This window comes from Cupriavidus sp. (assembly GCF_057315035.1).
Window position 1 is genome coordinate 1 of record NZ_DBHKYV010000073.1, and the last position, 19,002, is coordinate 19,002.

Consider the following 19,002-nt stretch of genomic DNA (forward strand, 5'->3'; position numbering starts at 1 on the left):
CAGATCTTCGAGGCCTACCGCGACAAGGTCGTGGAAGCCCGCACGCTGGTCGGCAGCGGGAACTGACGTCGGCGCGGTCGGGGTTTGCCTGACAGCGGGGGCGGTGTAACTGGGAGTAGACTATGCGCCACGCGCGATGGGCGCGTGTGAGGTGTCTACTTTTCGGAACGCGCCCCCATGCACGCTGCCGGCAGGTCCCTGACTTCCTTGTTCAAGCGCCGTCGCCGGGCGGCTGCCTGGCTGATGGTGCCGCCGGCCATGCTGTTCTCGGCACCGGCCGATGCCGATGAAACCACGTTGCCCGACGTGGTGGTCAGCGCGAGCCGCAATGAGCAGCGGCGCTTCGATGCGCCTGCCGCCATCGACAGCATTCCTGTCGATCCATTCACGGCGCCCTCGCCACTGGTAAGCCTGTCGGAACTGACGCTCACCAGCCCCGGCATCGCCGTACGCGACCGCCAGAACTATTCCCAGGATTTGCAGATCGCCGTGCGCGGCTTTGGTAGCCGTTCGACATTTGGGGTGCGAGGTGTGCGGCTGTTCGTCGACGGCATTCCGGCCACCATGCCCGATGGCCAGGGGCAGGCGTCGACGTTCGACCTGGCCAATGCAAGCCGTGTGGAAGTACTACGCGGCCCGTTTGCGCAGATGTATGGCAATGCGTCGGGCGGGGTGGTACAGATGTTCACGCCCGATCCGCCGAAATCGGGGTTCACGGGGCGGGCCTCGACCGGCTTCGGCTCCGACGGCCAGTGGCAGGCTGGCGTGGCGCTGGGCGGCGGCAATGACCGGCTTGGTGCCACGCTCGATGCGTGGACCTACCAGACCGACGGCTACCGCGACCATAGTGCCGCGCGCCGCTATCAGCTCAATGCCAAGGTCGTGGCGCAACCCACCGCCGCCACGAAGATTACGGGCCAGTTCAACTATTTCAACCAGCCGCTGGCGCAAGACCCGCTCGGGCTCACACGCGCCCAGGCCGAAGCCAATCCGCGCCAGTCGATTGCTGCCGCCACGCAGTTCAATACCGGCAAGGACGTGGAGCAGACGCAGGCCGGCGTGGTGATCGAACATCAGCTTGGCGAAAAGGACAGCCTGAACTTCCGGCTCTACGGCGGAGGGCGCCAGTTGACCCAGCGCCTGGGCTTCAGCGGCGCGGCACCGAGTTCGGCGGGTGGCATCGTCGACCTGGACCGGACCTATGGCGGCGGTGCATTGTCATGGACGCACAAGACCACGGCCAACGGCTTGCCGCTGCAGTGGACCGCGGGTATCGAGGCCAATGGCATGCGCGATGCGCGGCATGGCTATGTCAACGACAACGGCCAGCAGGGCGCTTTGCGGCGCGACGAGACTGACGAGGCGTCCGACTATGGGGCCTATGCGCAGTTCAACTGGACCGTGCATCCCGCATGGGAACTCGTGGGCGGCCTGCGTGCGAGCATGGTCCGGCTGCGTATCGACGATCATTTCGTGACGCCTGCGAGCCCCGACGACAGCGGGACATCCACCTATCACAACGTCAGCCCGGTCCTTGGCGTGGTCTGGCATGCGCAGGAAACGCTGAATGTTTACGCCAACCTGGGGCGCGGCTTTGAAACGCCCACGCTGACCGAGGTGGCCTATGGGCCTGGCGGCGTAGGCACCAACCTTGGCCTCCAGGCGTCCACGAGCCGCCAGGGCGAGATTGGCGTGAAATGGCAGTCGGGGGGACAGAGGCTGGAGGCGGCGCTGTTCGATGCCGACAGTCATCATGAGATCGTGCCGCTATCGAACGACAATGGCCGCGCGGTCTACCAGAACGTCAATGGCGTGCGGCGGCGCGGGCTGGAACTGGGCTGGCGCGGCGCGTTCGGAGCCGCACAGCGCCTGACGGCCGGGCTCGGGTATACGTACCTGGACGCGTATTTCGGTGAATCGTTCGTAAACGCACAGGGCGCCACGGTGGCTGCTGGCAATCGCCTGCCCGGCACGGCGCGGCACAGCTTTGGCGCCGAGCTTGCATACCGGCCATGGGGCCAGTGGATGGTGGGTGTGGAGGCCAAGGCCGACAGCAAGGTCTATGCGGACGATCTCAATACCCAGGCCGCGCCGGGCTACTTCATCTTCAACCTCAAGACCGGCTACACGTTCAAGCTGGGAGCCACGCAGCTCTATGTGTTCGGACGCATCGACAACGTGGCCGACCGGCACTATATCGGCTCCGTCATCGTCAATGAAGCCAACGGACGATACTACGAGCCGGCGCCCGGGCGCCGCTTCTTTGTCGGGCTGCGGGCCTCGATGTGATGGGCGATCTTCGTGGCATTGACTTGCCAACGCGTTGCCACGCGCCTAAGGTTGCGGTTTTAGCCGGTGCCAATGTGCCCCCGCCATGTCGTTAGCCACGCCTCCCGTCCCGACTTCCTCCATGCCCCAGGATCCCAAGCTGCGCATCATGCTATGGGTGGTCGCAGTGGGGTTCTTCATGCAGACGCTCGACTCGACCATCGTCAACACGGCGCTGCCGTCGATGGCGCGCAGCCTTGGCGAAAGTCCGCTGCGCATGCAGTCGGTCATCATTGCCTACTCGCTGACGATGGCCGTGATCATTCCGGCTTCGGGCTGGCTGGCCGACCGCTTTGGTACGCGGACCATCTTCCAGACCGCCATCGGACTGTTCGTACTGGGATCGTTGCTCTGTGCATGGGCGCCAAGCCTGCCGATGCTGACCGCGGCGCGCGTGGTGCAAGGTGCGGGCGGTGCGATGCTGCTACCGGTGGGGCGGCTGTCGGTGCTGCGTACCTTTCCGCGTGAGCAATATCTGCAAGCGCTGAGCTTCGTGGCAATCCCGGGCATGATCGGACCGCTGATCGGCCCGACCCTCGGGGGCTGGATCACGCAGACGTTCTCGTGGCACTGGATTTTCCTGATCAATGTACCGGTCGGGGTGATCGGCGCGCTGGCTACGGTCCGTTTCATGCCGAACGCCAGGCTGCCCGGTATCGGACGTTTCGACGTTGCCGGCTACGCGTTCTTGGCGATCGCGATGGTAACGCTGTCGTTTTCGCTCGACGGACTGGCCGGCATGGGCTTCCAGCATGCCACCGTGCTGATGCTGTTTATCGCCAGCATGGCCGCGCTGACCGCGTATGTGCTGCATGCGAACAAGAGCCAGATGCCGCTGTTCCCGCTCACGCTGTTCAAGATCCACGCGTTCAGCGTTGGCCTGCTCGGCAACCTGTTCGCGCGGATCGGCAATGGCGCCATGCCGTTCCTGATTCCGCTGACCCTGCAGGTCAGCCTGAACTACTCGCCATTCGATGCCGGCATGATGATGGTGCCGATCACCGTGGCCGGAATGGCCTCGAAGCGGCTGGCCACGTGGCTGATCGAACGCCATGGTTACCGGCGCGTGCTGGTGACCAACACGTTTGTCGTGGGTCTGGTGATGGCATCGTTCGCGCTGATCTCGCCGACTAGGCCGCCACCGCTGACGCTGCTGCAGCTGGTGATCTTCGGCGCCGTCAATTCGATCCAGTTCACGGCCATGAACACCGTCACGCTCAAGGATCTGAGCGGTGTGAACGCCAGTAGCGGCAACAGCATGCTGTCGATGATCCAGATGCTGTCGATGAGCCTGGCCGTGACTTCGGCTGGCGCACTGCTGGCCACGTTCCAGGCGGGGATCGGCTCGCACCACTTCGATGTCCTGCCGGCGTTTCATGCCACGTTCATCTGCGTGGGGCTGATTACCTCGGCCTCGGCGTGGATCTTCATGCAACTCAATCCAGAGAAGGCAACCACGGCCAGGGCCCAGCCATCGGAAGAGGTGTGATGTGATGCTGGCTCAGTGATTGCGGCCGACGAACAGTGAGCCCAAGCCGAGGATCTGCATGCTGACGATCACGACTGGCATCACATCGAAATTCCACAGCAGTTCGATCAACGACAGCAGCAGTTGCATCGACAGCGCGCCGACACTAAGCGTCCAGATCGCGCCGGTCGGGTCGCGTTGCAACTGGTTCGAGAGATAGAAAAGTCCCGCGCCGATGAACAGGTTGAAAACGGCTGGGTGGACATAGGATCCCATCCGGTCGACCAGTGCTGAATCGAATTCGTTGGAACCGCCGAATGCCGCATGAATCTGCATCAGCGCGGTAAATGTCATGCCGACCGACAGCAGATAGAGGGTGACCTGGGCAATGACGTAACGGTCCGCGGTGAATACTGCTGGAACTTTGGGCTTCAGGTTGAACAGCTTCAATGAGATCCCTCTGACTAGGCCTGCGTCAGGCGTGACGTGGGATCGGATGTTATTGCAGTTTCTGCCTTTTCAGAATCATAAATGTCCGAAACATCGGCGATTGAAATACCCGTGATTTTGCTCCCCTCTCCCGCAGCGCGGGAGAGGGGAGACAACCGGGGGGGGCATGACGATGCTTACGCCACCATCAACTCGCAGAACCGTGCGATATCGACGTTGCCGCCGCTGATGATCACGCCTACGCGCTTGCCCTTGAGGGCTTCCTTCATCTGCAGCACCGCCGCCAGGCCCAGGCAGCCGGTGGGCTCGACGATCATCTTCATGCGTTCGGCGAAGAAACGCATGGCTTCAACGAGTTGCTGGTCGGACGCGGTGAGGATGTCGTTGACGTCGCGCTTGATGATCGCGAACGTATAGTTGCCCAGATGCTGCGTCTGCGCGCCGTCGGCAATGGTCTTTGGCGTGTCGATATGCACGATCGATCCGCTGCGGAATGATTGCTGGCCGTCATTGCCGGCTTCGGGCTCCACGCCATAGAGCTGGCATTGCGGTGCCAGCGCGCGTGTGGTCAGCGCGGTGCCGGACAGCAGGCCACCACCGCCGAGCGGCGTGAACAGTGCGTCAAGTGCGCCCACTTCCTCGAACAACTCCTTGGCCGCGGTGCCCTGGCCAGACAGCACATCGGGATGGTCGTACGGCGGGATCAGCGTCATGCCGTGCTTCTGGGCAAGGTCGCGGCCGATGGCTTCGCGGTCTTCCTTGTAGCGATCGTAGATCACCACGTTGGCACCGTAGCCTTTGGTGGCGGCGATCTTGGCGGCCGGCGCGTCGTGCGGCATTACGATCGTGGCCGGCATGCCGAGCAGCTTTGCCGACAGCGCAATGCCCTGCGCATGGTTGCCCGACGAGAACGCCACCACGCCGCCCTTGCGCTGTTCAGGTGTGAACTTTGCCAGCGAATTGAAGGCGCCACGGAACTTGAAGGCGCCCATGCGCTGGAAGTTCTCGCATTTGAAGAAGACTTCAGCGCCGAGCAGCTCGTTGAGCGTGCGCGAAGTATTGACCGGGGTGCGGTTGGCGTAGCCTTCAATGCGTCCGGCAGCGGCTTCGACGTCGGCGTAGGTAGGCAATGGCAGGGTCGTCATGGTAGTGGTGTGAGTGGATGCGGTTTACCAGGGCCACGCCAGGCGCGTGCCAGCGCCGTTGGCCAGGGCTCGTTCGTGAAGAAAGCGGGCGACGGTCAGGTCCTGCAGGGCCAGGCCGGTCATGTCGAATACGGTGATGTCGGCGGGCTGTCGCTCGATGGCGGCGGCGCCTGTCAGCAAGTCGCCAATCTCGATGCAGGTTTCATCCTGTGCCCACTGGCATTCGCCAATGCTGCGCGCCTGATCCAGATCGTCGACGACGATGCGCGCGCGTTCGAGAACTCCCGGCGGCAGCTCGCGCTTGCCCGCGGTATCGGCGCCCACGCATGTGAAATGCGTCCCGGCTTGCACCGCATCGGCATCGAACAGCGCGCCCTTACCGGGCGTTGCGGTAATCACGACATCGCTGTCGGCCACTGCTGCGTTGCGGTCGGTGGCCAGGGCCAGATTGCAGCGTCCGGCAAACTCGGCCTCGAAGCTGGCGCTCGGCGTGCCGCTGGCACTGACATAGCGCACATCGGTAAGCGTTGGCATGAGGCGCAGGGCATAGCTGAGCTGTACCCGAGCCTGCACGCCGGTACCAAAGATGCAGACACGCCTGCTGTCCTGGCGCGCCAGTGCCTGCAGTCCGATGCCGCCCGCGGCCCCGGTGCGCGCCGTGGTAATCGCGTTGCCGTCGAGCATGCAAATGGGGCGCCCGGTGGCGGGATCGATCAACAGGATGGTGGCTTGATGCGGTTCACCGCCGCGCTCGCGGTTGCCGGGCCAGAAGCCGGCGGCCTTGAAACCCAGCAGGCCTTGCCGGCCAACGTCCCCGGCCTTGATACCGAACACGCCGCCGGTGGCGAGCTTTTCGCGAATCACCGGAAACACGCGGCCCTCGCGGTGGCTGTGCAGCACGAATGCTTCGCGCACGGCGGCCAGTACGTCGTCTGGTACCAGTGCGGCTTCCACGGCATGCTTGTCGAGCAGCAACAGTTGCGCGGCGGCGGTATTGGTGGAGTGGGTTGAACTAGCGTGCATAGCTGTAGACGGTGGCGCGCGACACACCAAGATGTGCCGCAATGGTTTCCATGGCCCGACGGATGTCGAGCAGGCCGGAGGCCTTGAGTTCGCCCAGCAGCGCACGCCGTTCGTCGGTTTTCAGCGAGCGCGGCGTGGTGGCGAGGCGGGCGGCAAAGGCGTCGATGCGGGCGCGCAGCGCGTCGGTGCCGGCCGGATCGAGCGTTTCCTTGGGACCCTCCGTCGCAGTCTGCACGAACTGGCCCATCGCCATCTGCAGGCTGCGGAACAGCGTCAGGTCCACGTTCATGCAGAGTGCCGCGACGTAGCGGCCAGTACTGTCCTTGATGCCGATCGACGTGCTCTTGGCCTGGCGCCCATCAGCGAACTGGTTTGCGTAGTTGGCCAGGATTTGCGGATAGTGCGGATCGGTGATGCGGGCCTCGCCAAGCTCTGTGGTGGGATCGCCCACGCCACGTCCGGAAAGATTGTTGTGGATCGCCAGGATCGACTGGCCGGGCTCCAGCAGATCGTGCACCACGATCTCGCAGAACGGGGCCAGCGTCTGGCCCAGCCCGTCGGCAATCTGCTTGATCTGTTCGAGCAGCAGGCGCTGTTCGTCGGTCCGTTCCGGCATGGCAAATGGTCTCGCAATCATTGCCATACAGTTTGTATAACACTGGACTAAATGTCAATAAATGGATAAGAAAAAGGCGTGGGGGCCACATGACCGCCACGCCTTGCCGGCTTTACAGCAACTTCAGGCCGTTTCCGCCACGCGGATCTCCACCAGCAGCTTGCGCAGTTCCGGCACGCAAGACCCGCAATTGCCGCCGGCCTTCACGCAAGCCGTGATCTCGGCCGGCGTCTTGAGATCGTGCTGCCGCACGGCGTCGCAGATCGTGTTGCGGCCCACGCCAAAGCACGAGCAGACCGTTGGTCCAGCGTCGGCAGTCTTTTCGAGCGGCTGGCCCAGCAGCAGGCCGATACGGTCGGTATCGGCAAGGGCCTCCTGCCCGAACAGTTGCGACAGCCATGCACGCGAAGGCAGGTCGGCGCGCGTGGAAACGTAGACGCACGCCTGCAACTGGTCGTTGACGACGTACCCGGCGTGATAGACGCCTGCGGTGCGGTCTTCGTATTCGAGCCAGTCGGCATCCGGATCCTGTACGCCCAGCAACTCGCGCGCCCATGCGGCGCGGTCATCGATGGTGTCGCGTCCGGCGAATTCATAGCGATGGAACTGCTTGCCCTGGATGCGCGTCCAGTACGTCAACGCTTCGGCGGACAATGCCGTGCGACTCAGCACGAAGCCATGCCACGATACGCGGAACTCTTCCACATGCACCGGCGTGTGCTTGAACTCGGGCTCGCCCGAAACCGGATCGACCACGGGATTGACCACGGCACCAACGCGTGCATCGGAACTGAACTGGTCGTTCCAGTGGATCGGCACGAACACGCTGCCGCGTGGAATGCCGCCGCCAAAGCGCACACGTGCCACCATGGCACCCCAGCGGCTCGACACGCGCGCGAGCTTGCCTTCGCCAACACCGCACAGCAAAGCATCTTGCGGATGCATGTCGACGAACGGCTCGGGAATATGATCGGACAGCCGCGCGGCCTTGCCCGTGCGGGTCATGGTGTGCCATTGGTCGCGCACGCGTCCCGTATTGAGAATCAGCGGAAACTCGTCATCGGTCGTGTTGGCCGGTGCGCGCGCCGCGGTGGCCACAAAACGCGCGCGGCCATCGCCAAACGCATAGCGACCGTCCTCGAACAGCCGCTGCGTACCGTGCGGCGTGGCTGCGCGCACAGGCCATTGCACTGGTTCGAAATCGTCGTAGTCGTCCTTGCCCAGCCCGGCCAGACCGCCGATATCGAACATGCGCGGCGCTTCGCGGGTATCGTCGGTGCCGTTACGCCACGCGCTGAGCCGCGCATGCTCGTCGAAGATCTCGTGCTGGCCCGCATAGTCGAAGCCCGCAAAGCCCATGCGGCGTGCCACGTCGCACAGGATGTCCCAGTCGGCGCGTGCTTCGCCCGGCGCGGGCAGGAACGCACGCTGGCGCGAAATGCGGCGCTCGGAATTGGTCACCGTGCCGTCCTTCTCGCCCCAGCCCAGCGCGGGCAGCAGCACGTGGGCCGCATCGTTGGTGTCGGTGCGTGTCACCACGTCGGAGCTGACCACGAACTCGCATTGCGCAAGTGCGCGGCGTGCCTGGTCGGCGTCAGGCAGGCTGACCACCGGATTGGTGGCGATCACCCATACAGCCTTGACCTTGCCTTGCTCGATGGCCTCGAACAGGTCGACCGCCTTGAGGCCGGGCTTGTCGGCCATGGCAGGCGACTGCCAGAAGTCCTGCACGATATCGCGATGTACCGGGTTGGCCAGTTCCATATGCGCGGCCAGCATATTGGCCAGGCCGCCCACTTCGCGGCCACCCATGGCATTGGGCTGGCCCGTCAGTGAGAACGGACCCATGCCGGCACGGCCGATGCGGCCGGTCAGCAAGTGGCAGTTGATGATGCTGTTGACCTTGTCCGTTCCCGACGACGACTGGTTCACGCCCATCGAGAATGCGGTGATGACCTTCGGGGTGCTTGCGAACAGTTCGAAGAACGTCTGCACGTCCTGCGGATCGAGCTTGCAGGCACGGGCGAGGGCGGCGATGTCCGCACTGTCGGCGGCTGCGGACAGCGCATCATCAAGGCCGCTGGTGTGGGCATCGATAAAATCCTTGTCGGCATGGCCGTGACGGGCGAGGTAGCTCAACAGGCCGTTGAACAGGCGCACATCGGTGCCGGCACGCAGCGGCAGGTGCAGGTCGGCCAGCTCGCAGGTGGCGGTGCGGCGCGGATCGATGGCCACGATCTTCATGTCGGGCCGCGCTTCCTTGGCGCGCGTCAGGCGCTGGAACAGGATCGGGTGGCACCATGCGGTATTGGAACCGGTCAGGACCACCAGGTCAGCTTGCTCGAGGTCTTCGTAGCTGCATGGCACGAGGTCTTCACCAAACGCACGCTTGTGGCCGGCCACGGCCGACGACATGCACAGGCGCGAATTGGTGTCGATGTTGGCCGAGCCGATAAAGCCCTTCATCAGCTTGTTGGCGATGTAGTAGTCCTCGGTCAGGATCTGGCCGGACACGTACAACGCCACGGCATCGGGTCCGTGCTTCGCAATCACATCGGCAAAGCCCTTGGCCACCTTGTCGAGTGCTTCATCCCAGCTTGCCCGCTGCAGTGAACCGTCGACGGCGCGCAGTTGCGGATGCAGCAGGCGGCCATCGAGGTCGAGCGTATCGCCAAGCGCGGAGCCCTTGACGCACAGGCGTCCGAAGTTCGAAGCGTGGTCGGCGTCGCCTTGCACTTCGACCTGGCCATCGGCGCGCACGGTGGCGCGCACACCGCAACCCACGCCACAGTACGGGCACGTGGTTGAGACAGTCTTGGTGGGGGTGGTGGCAACCACCGCGATATCGGACAGGTTCACAGGTAAATCTCTTCGGTCGTTGGCAGTGTGCGTGGCCGGGGCGGGATCACGCAGCCAGGGCCTCGCATTGCGCCTGGCCAAACAACAGGCGCTGCCGCAGCGCGCCAACAGGTTTGCCGGACTGGATCAGGTCGAAATACCAGGGGCCGTCCTTGACGTCGCCGTAGAGCACGGCACCCACCAGCCGGCCATGCTGCAACACCAGCCGCTTGTAGACGCCGCGGCGCGGATCGCGCAGCACCAGGTCTTCGCTGTCGTCGCCGCCAATGAAATCGCCGGCGGAGTACAGGTCCACCCCGGTCACCTTGAGCTTGGTGGCGGTGGCTTGCTGCACATAGCGGCGATGTCCGGCGCCCGCCAGATGCGCGGCGCACACGCGCGCCTGGTCCCAGATGGGTGCCACCAGACCGAACGTGGCCTGGCGATGCTGCACGCATTCGCCCACGGCATAAATGCGTGGGTCGAACGTTTGCAGCGTGTCGTCGACCACGATCGCGCGTTCGCAGCGCAGACCGGCGCTGGCGGCCAGTTCGATATTCGGACGCACGCCCGCGGTCATGACCACGAGGTCGGCCGGAATCTGCGTACCGTCCTTGAACAGCACGCCGGTCACGCGTTCATCGCCGAGGATGCCGGCGGTCTGCGCGCTCAGCAGGAAGCGCAGGCCCTTGCGTTCGAGCGCCACCTTCAACAGACCGGCGGCCGGCTTGTCGAGCTGGCGTTCCATCAGCGTGTCGGCCAGATGCACGACGGTGACATCCATGCCCTGGCGCATCAGGCCGTTGGCGGCTTCCAGGCCAAGCAGGCCGCCGCCGATCACCACCGCGTGGCGATGGTTGCGCGCGGCATGCAGCATGGTTTCCACGTCCTGGATATCGCGGAACGCAATCACGCCGTCGAGCGTATGGCCGGGAACGGGAATGATGAAGGGCAGGGAGCCGGTAGCCAGCAACAGGCGGTCGTAGCGGACTTCCTTGCCCGACGCCGAGCGCACCAGGCGGCGCGGCCGGTCGATGGCCACCACGGGGTCGCCGGCCAGCAGTTCGATGCCGTTCTGCGCATACCATTCGCGCTTATTGAGCATGATGTCGTCGACGGTCTTCTCGCCGGCCAACACCGGGGACAGCAGGATACGGTTGTAGTTGCCGTGCGGCTCGGCGCCGAACACCGTGATGTCATACAGGTCCGGCGCGAGCTTGAGCAGTTCCTCGACCGTGCGCATGCCGGCCATGCCGTTGCCTACGACGACGAGGCGCGGCTTGGCCTGTGGGGTGGCGGGGGGCGTCATGAGCACTTCCTCTTGGCGTGGACGAGGTGGGATATCAAGGGGTCAGGCGGCCAGTTCTTCCTCGGCTTCGCGCAGCACCACGGATGCGGCTACCCACACCTTGCCATCATAGACCCGGGCGGCGTACGCATCGACCGAGTGCTCGGGCGCTTCCAGGCATTCGCCGGTGCGCAGGTCGAAGTGGTGCTTGTAGATCGGCGACGCGACCACGACGCGCTCGCCGAGGCTGCCAACCAGGCCGCGCGACAGCACATTGGCCTGCGAGTTGGGGTCGAAGTTGGCAATCGCGTAGACCTGGTCGCCGTGGCCGATACGGAACACCGCTACCTGCTGTTTATCGACCAGTGCACAAACACCAGTATTGGGCACGATATCGCGCAAGGTGCAAATCGCGGTCCAGGTTTCAGGATGGTGGGCTTGGCTCATCACGTTCTCCTTGTTTCAGGCTGCATTTGCGGGCACGGCGACCACGGGAATGTGGCTCAGTCTGGAACGCTGCAAGTTCCGTTCCTCCGGCGTGGCGGGACGAATCTGGCCGCGCTCCTCGAGGAAGACCAGGTTGTCGTCGCGCATGTCGCTGTTGACGAAGTGGCGGAAGCGCTTGCGCGTTTCCGGATTGGTGATCGCCTTCTTCCACTCGTCTTCGTAGGTGTCCACCACGTGCTGCATTTCGGCTTCGAGTTCGGCGCCGATGCCAAGCTTGTCGTCGATGACCACGGACTTCAGGTAGTCCAGGCCGCCTTCGAGGTTGTCGCGCCAGGTGCTGGTGCGTTGCAAGCGGTCGGCGGTGCGCACGTAGAACATCAGGAAGCGGTCGACGTAGCGGATCAGCGTTTCACGGTCCAGGTCACCGGCCAGCAGTTCGGCATGGCGCGGCTTCATGCCGCCATTGCCGCATACATAGAGGTTCCAGCCCTTTTCCGTGGCGATGATGCCGACATCCTTGCCTTGCGCTTCGGCGCATTCGCGCGTGCAACCCGAGACGCCGAACTTGATCTTGTGCGGCGCGCGCAGGCCCTTGTAGCGGTTCTCGATATCGATGGCGAGGCCCACCGAATCGTCCACGCCATAGCGGCACCACGTGGAGCCGACGCACGATTTCACCGTGCGCAGCGACTTGCCGTAGGCGTGACCCGATTCAAAGCCGGCGGCCACCAGTTCTTCCCAGATCAGCGGCAGCTCTTCAAGACGCGCACCAAACATGTCGACGCGCGCGCCACCGGTGATCTTGGTGTACAGGCCGTACTTCTTGGCAACCTGTCCCACGGCGATCAGGCCGTCGGGCGTCACTTCGCCGCCCGGCATGCGCGGCACCACCGAGTACGTGCCGTCCTTCTGGATGTTGGCCAGGAAATAGTCGTTCGAATCCTGCAGGCTCGCGTGTTCTTCCTTGAGCACGAACTCGTTCCAGCACGAGGCCAGGATGCTGCCGATGGTGGGCTTGCAGATGTCGCAGCCCAGGCCCTTGCCATGCGCGGCCAGCAGGTCGTCGAACGTCTTGAACTTGCCCACGCGCACCAGGTGGTAGAGCTCCTGGCGCGAATACGGGAAGTGCTCGCAGACATGGTTGTTGACCGCCATGCCTTGCTTCTTCATCTCGGCCTTCATGATCTGCGTGACCAGCGGCACGCAGCCACCGCAGGCGGTGCCGGCCTTGGTGCACGACTTCAGCGCGCCGATGGTGGTGGCGCCGTCGGTCACGGCGGCACAGATCTGGCCCTTGCTGACGTTGTTGCACGAGCAGATCTGCGCGCCATCGGGCAGTGCGTCGGCACCCAGCGCGGGCTTGGCCTGGCCGTCGGATGACGGCAGGATCAGGAACTCGGGCGACTCCGGCAGCTCGATACGGTTCAGCATCATCTGCAGCAGCGTGCCGTACTCGGCGGCATCGCCGACCAGCACACCGCCCAGCAGGAACTTGCCGCAATCGGAAACCACGAGCTTCTTGTAGACCTGCTTGCGTTCGTCGGTGAACTGGTACGAGCGGCTGCCCGGCACGTTGCCGTGCGGGTCCCCGATGCTGGCCACGTCCACGCCCATCAGCTTGAGCTTGGTGCTCATGTCCGCACCGCCGAACTCGGCGGCTTCGCCGCGCAGATGGCGTGCGGCCACGCGGGCCATGTCGTAGCCCGGGGCTACCAGGCCGTAGATCTTGCCGTCCCACAGCGCGCATTCGCCAATCGCATAGATGTGCGGATCAGACGTCAGGCAGTTGTTGTCGATCACGATGCCGCCGCGCGGACCAATGCCCAGGCCGCTTTCGCGCGCCAGTTCGTCGCGCGGACGGATGCCGGCCGAGAACACGATCATGTCGGTGTCCAGGTGCGTACCGTCGGCAAAGTTCATGCGATGCGTACCATCCTCGCCATCGACGATCTCGACCGTGTTCTTGCCGGTATGGGCCTTGACGCCGAGTTCTTCGATCTTCTGGCGCAGCATGCGGCCGCCACCGTCATCGACCTGCACCGCCATCAGGCGCGGCGCGAACTCGACCACGTGCGTTTCCAGATTCATGTCGCGCAGGGCCTTCGCGCATTCCAGACCCAGCAGCCCGCCGCCGATCACCACGCCCGACTTCGCGCGCTGGCCGCATTCGAGCATCGCTTCGAGGTCTTCGATGGTGCGATAGACAAAGGTGTCCTTGCGGTCCTTGCCCGGCAGCGGCGGCACGAACGGATACGAACCGGTGGCCAGTACGAGCTTGTCGTAGGACAGCGTCTCGCCAGTGGAGGTGGTCACCGTCCTGGCCGCGGTGTCGATTGCGGTGGCCTTGGCGTTCAGGCGCAGCAACATGTTGTTGTGCTGGTCGAAGAACCCCTGCGGTACCAGCGACAGGTCGTCGGCGGACTTGCCTGCGAAGAATTCAGACAGGTGCACGCGATCGTACGCGGGGCGCGGTTCCTCGCAGAGCACCGTCACTTCGAGATCCTGTGCGCCGGCTTCGGCCAGGCATTCCAGGAACTTGTGGCCGACCATGCCGTGCCCGACGATGATGATCTTCATGATGCTTTCCTTGTCCGGATGGGGATGTCTTTTGTGGTTCTGGTGAATCAGTTGGCTAGCGCGCTGTCATACAGGGCTTGCTCGCGGGCCTTGTGCTCGGCGCTGAAGCGCACGGCAATGGCGCACAGTGCGGCCAGCGTGGCGGCCACGCCCAGGTACGTCAGTGTCTGTTGCAGGTCGCCGAGGCCCTTCATCAGGAAGCCCGCGGCCACCGCGCCTACGTTGCCGCCCGCGCCGATGATCCCGGCCACACCGCCCAGCGCCTTGCGATCGATAAACGGCACCAGTGCATACGTGGCGCCACAGGCCATGTGCGTGAACAGGCCGAACATCAGCATCGCGGCAATGGCCGTGACCACGCCCGAGGCATGTGCAAACGCCAGTAGGCCCAGGCCTTCGCCGAGAATGAACACGAACAGCACGATCGAGCGCGCATCGAGACCGCGGTGCTTTGCGAAGCGGTCCGAGACATAGCCGCCCAGTGCGCGTGCAAACAGCGCCAGCAGGCCGAAGCTTGCTGCTGCCATGCCGGCGGCGGACAGCGACAGGCCGAAGCGGTCCACATAAAACGTAGCGGCCACGTTGTGGATAAAGATCTCGACGCCAAAGCACGCGCCATACGTGATGAACAGCATCCAGACGCGGTAATTGGCGCTGGCAGCACGGAAGCTGGCCCAACCGCCGCCGCCCTTGCCGCCGCTGACGGCGATGCCGCGGGCGCGCAGGTCCGAGAAGTTGCCTTCCGGGCAGTCCTGCGTGAAGCGCCAGTAGACGACGGCCATGATCAGCATCAGCACGCCCGGCACGATCAGCGCCACGCGCCAGCCCAGTGCATGATCGACGCCCAGGAACAGCACGGCGGCCAGCAGCAGCGGCATCGCGGCTTGCGCGGCGCCACCGCCGGCGTTGCCCCAGCCTGCCGAAGCCGCATTGGCGGTGCCCACCACGTTCGGCGCGAACATCACCGAGGTGTGGTACTGCGTGATGACGAAGCTCGCGCCAACCGCGCCGATCAGCAGGCGGAAGAACAGGAAGGTTTCGTAGTTCTGGGCGAACGCCACGCCGATCACCGGAATTGCGCCGATGGCCAGCAGGCCGGTGTAGGTCTTGCGCGGTCCGAAGCGGTCGCACATCGGGCCAATCACCAGGCGCACCAGGATCGTGACCGCCACCGCGGCAATGTTGATGTTGGCAATCTGGCCCGGGGTCAGGCCAAACTCGCCCTTGAGCACCGGCATCAGAGGTGCGCAGGCAAACCACGCGAAGAAGCAGACGAAGAACGCCATCCACGTCAGGTGGAAGGCGCGCATCTGCGGGGTCTTCAGACTCAGCAGATCGATCCGGGTGGCTTTGCCGTTCATGCTTTTGCTCCAAAAACAAAAAGCGTCCCGAGAGCCTGGCAAGGTAGTGCCAGTTCTGGGGACGCCGTTGTCCTGACGGTCCGCTACATGGCATAGCGAGCCGGTGTGTGGGGGTGGGCTGGTCGCCGTTGACCGGCCCGCGCTTTATATCGCAAGCGGTGTGCCAGGTCCGTTGGGTGATGGTTTGGGAGCTTTATGCGCGCGAAATCCGACTTTAGGTGCAGTCAGGTGCATGTTTATGCATCATGGTGCAGCGCCAGAGTTGGGCGTTGGCACGGCTATGGTGCAGTGCAATGATTGCGGACGGTGCGCGGCGAGCGGCGGGGAAAATGGAGACGGTGCTTTGGCGACGCGTTCAGTTCACGTGTCGTCCGAGGTTGGAGCGGTAAGGAGCGAAACCAGTTGCATATCCGATGGCGCAACCGGTTGGTTGGCTTCGTCGATCAGGGCAGCGCGAACCTTCAGGCCCGTGACGCGCGAGCGGATCTCTGCCGGACCCTGGCCATCGGGCTTCATATGGGAGTCGCCCCATTGCATCAGGCCAACGATCACTGGCAGCAGTTCGACTGCCGCGCGGGTCGGATGGTAGGCGAAACGCTCGCGTTCGCCGGGCTCCCGGTAGCCAACCTTGCGCAGCAGTCCCGCCTCGGTCAGGGTCTTGAGCCGGGCAGACAGCACGGCCGGCGAACACTGCAGACGTTCAAGGAACTCGTCGAATCGTCGCACCCCGGAAAACACATCGCGCAAGATAAGAATTGTCCACTTTTCGCCGATCAGCGAAAGCGTGGCGGCAATCGAGCACTGTGCGAAGTCGGATGGCGGCGGCGTATTCATGGCTTGAGCATAGCACCCTAACTTCATTTGCAAAAGTCAGGGTTTCGACTATAGTTCTGCCTACGGAAAATGTAGTCAGGGGTAGGTCATGGGAAGCAGCGCAATAGGGCAAGACGTCGACAGCGCGGCAGGAGCCGGCATTGGCGAGGAAAGCTGGACGGCGCGCGGTGGCAGCCAGTTGACGCTGCGGAGCGTGCGGGCGGCGGACCAGACTGGACTGCGGGCGTTTATCGATGGCCTGTCGCGGGAAAGCCGCTACTTCCGCTTCCTGACCGGAGGAAGAATTTCCGACGAGACCATCCAAGGCTTTGTCAGCCACCGGCCAGGCCGTGACGCGGCAGTTGTGGTTGTCACGCGCAATGAAGATGGCGCGGAATCGATCGTCGCCAACGCCGAGTACGTGGTCAATGCCGATGACGTTGCCGAACTTGCCGTGGTCGTGGCCGACGACTGGCAGGGCCAGGGACTGGGGCGCCGCTTGATCCGGCGCTTGCAGCAGATGGCCCGCGCCAGCCAGTTGCAGGGCATGCGCGGCGATGTGTTGAGTGAGAACCGTCGCATGTTGGCCATCATGCGCGATTGCGGCTTTTCAACGCGCCGCAATCCCGACGACAGCTATCTTCACGAGGTCAACCTGTCGCTACAAGACGCGCGTGCCCAGCGGCAGGCAGGAGACCACTGGCTGCCGCGCGACTGGTTTGCAGCGAACTGAAATAAAAAGAAAGGCTATGCCTTGCCGCGCGACGTTACGGTGCACCCGATCGATGCCGTGATAATGGCGGCGATCGCTACCCACTGGATCGCGGTCAACTGTTCGTGCAGGAATGCCAGTCCAGCCAGCGCCCCCATCGCGGGTTCCAGGCTTAGCAAAATGCCAAAGGTCCGGCGCGGCAGCCGTTTCAGCGCGACCATCTCCAGCGAATAGGGAATCGCGCTCGACATCAGGCCGACCGCTAGTCCGGACATCAGCAATGCGGGACTGAACAGTTCCGTGCCCGCGTGGGCCACGCCGAACGGCAACGCGACGAGCGCCGCCATGGTCATCCCCAGCGAGGTGGCCTGGCCGCCATGCGCATTGCCAGCCATCTGGCCAAACACAATGTAGAGGGCCCAGCCGACACCGGCTGCCAGGGCAAAGCCGATGCCGACAGGGTCGAGATGGGTTGCGGCCTCGCCCAGCGGTAGCAGCAGCACCAGGCCGGCAACGGCACAGGCAATCCACAGGAAGTCGATGGCCCGGCGCGAGGACAATACGGCCACGGTCAACGGGCCGGTGAATTCGATCGCGATTGCCAGTCCCAGCGGGATCGTGCGCAGCGACATATAGAACAGCAGATTCGTGGCACCCAGAGCGGCGCCATACAACGCGATGGCGCGCGCATGATTGCCGGATAGCGGAAAGCGCCATGGGCGCCAGACTGCAATCAGGATCAGCGCGGCGAAGCCGACCCGGAGCGCAACCGTGCCTTGCGCGCCGACGGCACCAAACAGACTCTTGGCAAACGACGTTCCGATACACAGCGATGCCATGGAGGCGATCAGCGCCAGTACCGCCAACAAGGTGTCGCTTTGCTTGATACGGGTGAGAGGCAATTCTTGTCCTGGGGAAATCATGAACCCGAAAGCGGGCGGTGCGGCATCTTGCACCAACCGTGGGCAGCGTGCCATACACAGATTAGGGTGCCGACCGCTGTACAGTTGGTCGCGCTGCAGCATTTGCGGACGCCGCCGGACGCACTATGGTTGAGAGACCTCAATCCCGGAGTTCACCATGGAAGCGAAAGCTGCCCGTCGTCATGTCGTGATTACTGGCGCGGCAGGCGCGCTGGGCCGTGCGGTAGCCAGCCGATTTGCCGCCGAAGGCGCGCGGCTGGCGCTGATCGACCGCGACCTGCAGCACCTGCAAAGCGTCTTCGCCCATCCGGAGCCCGATCACGGCGGTACGCTGCTGCACGCTGCCGATGTCACGTCCGACACGGCCATGGCGCCTGTGGCGGCTACCATTCTCGACGCGTTCGGTACCGTCGATGTACTGGTACACGTGGCGGGTGGATTCGAAATGGGTGAGCCTACCCATGCATTGAGCCGCGAATCGTGGCTGCGCATGATGGACCTGAATGCGTGGTCGTTCGTCGCCGTGACCGGTCATTTCATCCCGGCCATGACCTTCCAGCGCCACGGCAAGGTGGTCGCGGTGTCTGCGCGGGGCGCGGCCAGTGGGGCGGCAACGATGGGCGCCTACGCCGCATCGAAGAGCGCATTGCAGCGGCTGGTGGAAAGCCTGTCGTATGAAGTGCGCGGCTCGGGCATCAACGTCAATAGCATTGCGCCCAGCATTCTCGATACGCCTGCAAACCGTCATGCAATGCCGTCGGCCAATCCGGCGCTATGGGTGTCCACTGGCGCCGCGGCTCGCGCGGTTGCCTTTTTGGCATCCGACGCGGCCGACGCGATCCACGGGCAACATATGGTGCTGGATGGCTTGAGTTGAGCGGCGAGTTCATCATGCTGCGCGAGAAACCTCGGACTTCAGGCCGGGGATGGATAGCGCGGCGTGCGCGGCACGCCCTTCTCCCGCTTCTCCTCTGTAGGGGCTATCTTTGGGACGAAAGTGGTAGCCATATCCG

At 64.0% G+C, this 19,002-nt stretch carries 15 protein-coding genes; 4 read left to right on the plus strand and 11 right to left on the minus strand.

Going from position 1 to position 19,002, the window contains the following annotated elements; translation table 11 throughout:
* Positions 1–177 precede the first annotated feature (177 nt).
* Together ACO550_RS38980 and mdtD are read left to right on the plus strand one after the other, a co-directional pair.
* The gene (locus ACO550_RS38980) at positions 178–2,289 is read left to right on the plus strand and encodes a TonB-dependent receptor domain-containing protein (RefSeq protein ID WP_315598584.1); all 2,112 of its coding nucleotides are present in this window, start codon (positions 178–180) and stop codon (positions 2,287–2,289) included.
* Positions 2,290–2,374: 85 nt separating this feature from the next.
* Positions 2,375–3,817, plus strand: coding sequence for a multidrug transporter subunit MdtD (gene mdtD, locus ACO550_RS38985; protein ID WP_485995167.1), 1,443 nt, complete (start codon positions 2,375–2,377; stop codon positions 3,815–3,817).
* Positions 3,818–3,829: 12 nt separating this feature from the next.
* On the opposite strand, the gene ACO550_RS38990 is transcribed toward mdtD, so the two are convergent.
* From ACO550_RS38990 to ACO550_RS39035, 10 genes are all read right to left on the minus strand, one after another.
* Positions 3,830–4,246 carry a hypothetical protein gene (locus tag ACO550_RS38990; protein WP_315598582.1) on the minus strand — a complete coding sequence of 139 codons (417 nt, stop codon included), beginning with the start codon at positions 4,244–4,246 and terminating at the stop codon, positions 3,830–3,832.
* Positions 4,247–4,422: 176 nt separating this feature from the next.
* Positions 4,423–5,391: a threo-3-hydroxy-L-aspartate ammonia-lyase gene (locus ACO550_RS38995; RefSeq protein ID WP_315598581.1), complete on the minus strand. Its 969-nt coding sequence runs from the start codon at positions 5,389–5,391 to the stop codon at positions 4,423–4,425.
* Between the two features lie 24 nt (positions 5,392–5,415).
* Entirely contained in the window at positions 5,416–6,414 is a 999-nt protein-coding gene (locus tag ACO550_RS39000) for an ornithine cyclodeaminase family protein (RefSeq protein WP_315598580.1), read from the minus strand.
* Positions 6,404–7,030: a helix-turn-helix transcriptional regulator gene (locus tag ACO550_RS39005; protein WP_315598579.1), complete on the minus strand. Its 627-nt coding sequence runs from the start codon at positions 7,028–7,030 to the stop codon at positions 6,404–6,406. Before ACO550_RS39005 ends, ACO550_RS39000 begins: the two co-directional genes overlap by 11 nt.
* A gap of 123 nt (positions 7,031–7,153) precedes the next feature.
* Positions 7,154–9,889: a molybdopterin-dependent oxidoreductase gene (locus ACO550_RS39010; RefSeq protein WP_315598578.1), complete on the minus strand. Its 2,736-nt coding sequence runs from the start codon at positions 9,887–9,889 to the stop codon at positions 7,154–7,156.
* A gap of 46 nt (positions 9,890–9,935) precedes the next feature.
* Complete coding sequence (locus ACO550_RS39015) at positions 9,936–11,177, minus strand: NAD(P)/FAD-dependent oxidoreductase (protein WP_315598577.1); 1,242 nt, start codon at positions 11,175–11,177, stop codon at positions 9,936–9,938.
* 42 nt (positions 11,178–11,219) lie between these two features.
* Complete coding sequence (gene nirD / locus ACO550_RS39020) at positions 11,220–11,603, minus strand: nitrite reductase small subunit NirD (RefSeq protein WP_315598576.1); 384 nt, start codon at positions 11,601–11,603, stop codon at positions 11,220–11,222.
* Positions 11,604–11,618: 15 nt separating this feature from the next.
* Positions 11,619–14,180, minus strand: a complete 2,562-nt coding sequence (gene nirB, locus ACO550_RS39025) for a nitrite reductase large subunit NirB (protein ID WP_315598575.1) — start codon at positions 14,178–14,180, stop codon at positions 11,619–11,621.
* A 47-nt stretch (positions 14,181–14,227) separates the two neighbouring features.
* On the minus strand, positions 14,228–15,541 hold the full coding sequence (locus ACO550_RS39030; protein ID WP_315598574.1) for an MFS transporter: 1,314 nt from the start codon (positions 15,539–15,541) through the stop codon (positions 14,228–14,230).
* Positions 15,542–15,901: 360 nt separating this feature from the next.
* On the minus strand, positions 15,902–16,375 hold the full coding sequence (locus tag ACO550_RS39035) for a winged helix-turn-helix transcriptional regulator (RefSeq protein WP_315598573.1): 474 nt from the start codon (positions 16,373–16,375) through the stop codon (positions 15,902–15,904).
* An 88-nt stretch (positions 16,376–16,463) separates the two neighbouring features.
* Here ACO550_RS39035 and ACO550_RS39040 point away from each other — a divergent pair, with 88 nt between their 5' ends.
* Positions 16,464–17,087, plus strand: a complete 624-nt coding sequence (locus ACO550_RS39040; protein ID WP_315598572.1) for a GNAT family N-acetyltransferase — start codon at positions 16,464–16,466, stop codon at positions 17,085–17,087.
* Between the two features lie 14 nt (positions 17,088–17,101).
* Here ACO550_RS39040 and ACO550_RS39045 read toward each other — a convergent pair whose 3' ends face one another.
* Complete coding sequence (locus ACO550_RS39045) at positions 17,102–17,989, minus strand: EamA family transporter (protein ID WP_485995168.1); 888 nt, start codon at positions 17,987–17,989, stop codon at positions 17,102–17,104.
* Between the two features lie 157 nt (positions 17,990–18,146).
* Between ACO550_RS39045 and ACO550_RS39050 the strand changes: the two genes are divergently transcribed.
* On the plus strand, positions 18,147–18,866 hold the full coding sequence (locus ACO550_RS39050) for an SDR family NAD(P)-dependent oxidoreductase (protein WP_315598570.1): 720 nt from the start codon (positions 18,147–18,149) through the stop codon (positions 18,864–18,866).
* Positions 18,867–19,002 lie beyond the last annotated feature (136 nt).

Coding starts and splice junctions, on each gene's coding strand:
- ACO550_RS39000 (WP_315598580.1), bottom strand. CDS start 6,414: ATGCACGCTAGTTCAACCCACTCCACCAATACCGCCGCCGCGCAACTG.
- ACO550_RS39050 (WP_315598570.1), top strand. CDS start 18,147: ATGGAAGCGAAAGCTGCCCGTCGTCATGTCGTGATTACTGGCGCGGCA.
- nirB (WP_315598575.1), bottom strand. CDS start 14,180: ATGAAGATCATCATCGTCGGGCACGGCATGGTCGGCCACAAGTTCCTG.
- ACO550_RS39030 (WP_315598574.1), bottom strand. CDS start 15,541: ATGAACGGCAAAGCCACCCGGATCGATCTGCTGAGTCTGAAGACCCCG.
- ACO550_RS39040 (WP_315598572.1), top strand. CDS start 16,464: ATGGGAAGCAGCGCAATAGGGCAAGACGTCGACAGCGCGGCAGGAGCC.
- ACO550_RS39005 (WP_315598579.1), bottom strand. CDS start 7,030: ATGCCGGAACGGACCGACGAACAGCGCCTGCTGCTCGAACAGATCAAG.
- ACO550_RS39045 (WP_485995168.1), bottom strand. CDS start 17,989: ATGATTTCCCCAGGACAAGAATTGCCTCTCACCCGTATCAAGCAAAGC.
- ACO550_RS38995 (WP_315598581.1), bottom strand. CDS start 5,391: ATGACGACCCTGCCATTGCCTACCTACGCCGACGTCGAAGCCGCTGCC.
- mdtD (WP_485995167.1), top strand. CDS start 2,375: ATGTCGTTAGCCACGCCTCCCGTCCCGACTTCCTCCATGCCCCAGGAT.
- ACO550_RS39015 (WP_315598577.1), bottom strand. CDS start 11,177: ATGACGCCCCCCGCCACCCCACAGGCCAAGCCGCGCCTCGTCGTCGTA.
- ACO550_RS39035 (WP_315598573.1), bottom strand. CDS start 16,375: ATGAATACGCCGCCGCCATCCGACTTCGCACAGTGCTCGATTGCCGCC.
- nirD (WP_315598576.1), bottom strand. CDS start 11,603: ATGAGCCAAGCCCACCATCCTGAAACCTGGACCGCGATTTGCACCTTG.
- ACO550_RS38980 (WP_315598584.1), top strand. CDS start 178: ATGCACGCTGCCGGCAGGTCCCTGACTTCCTTGTTCAAGCGCCGTCGC.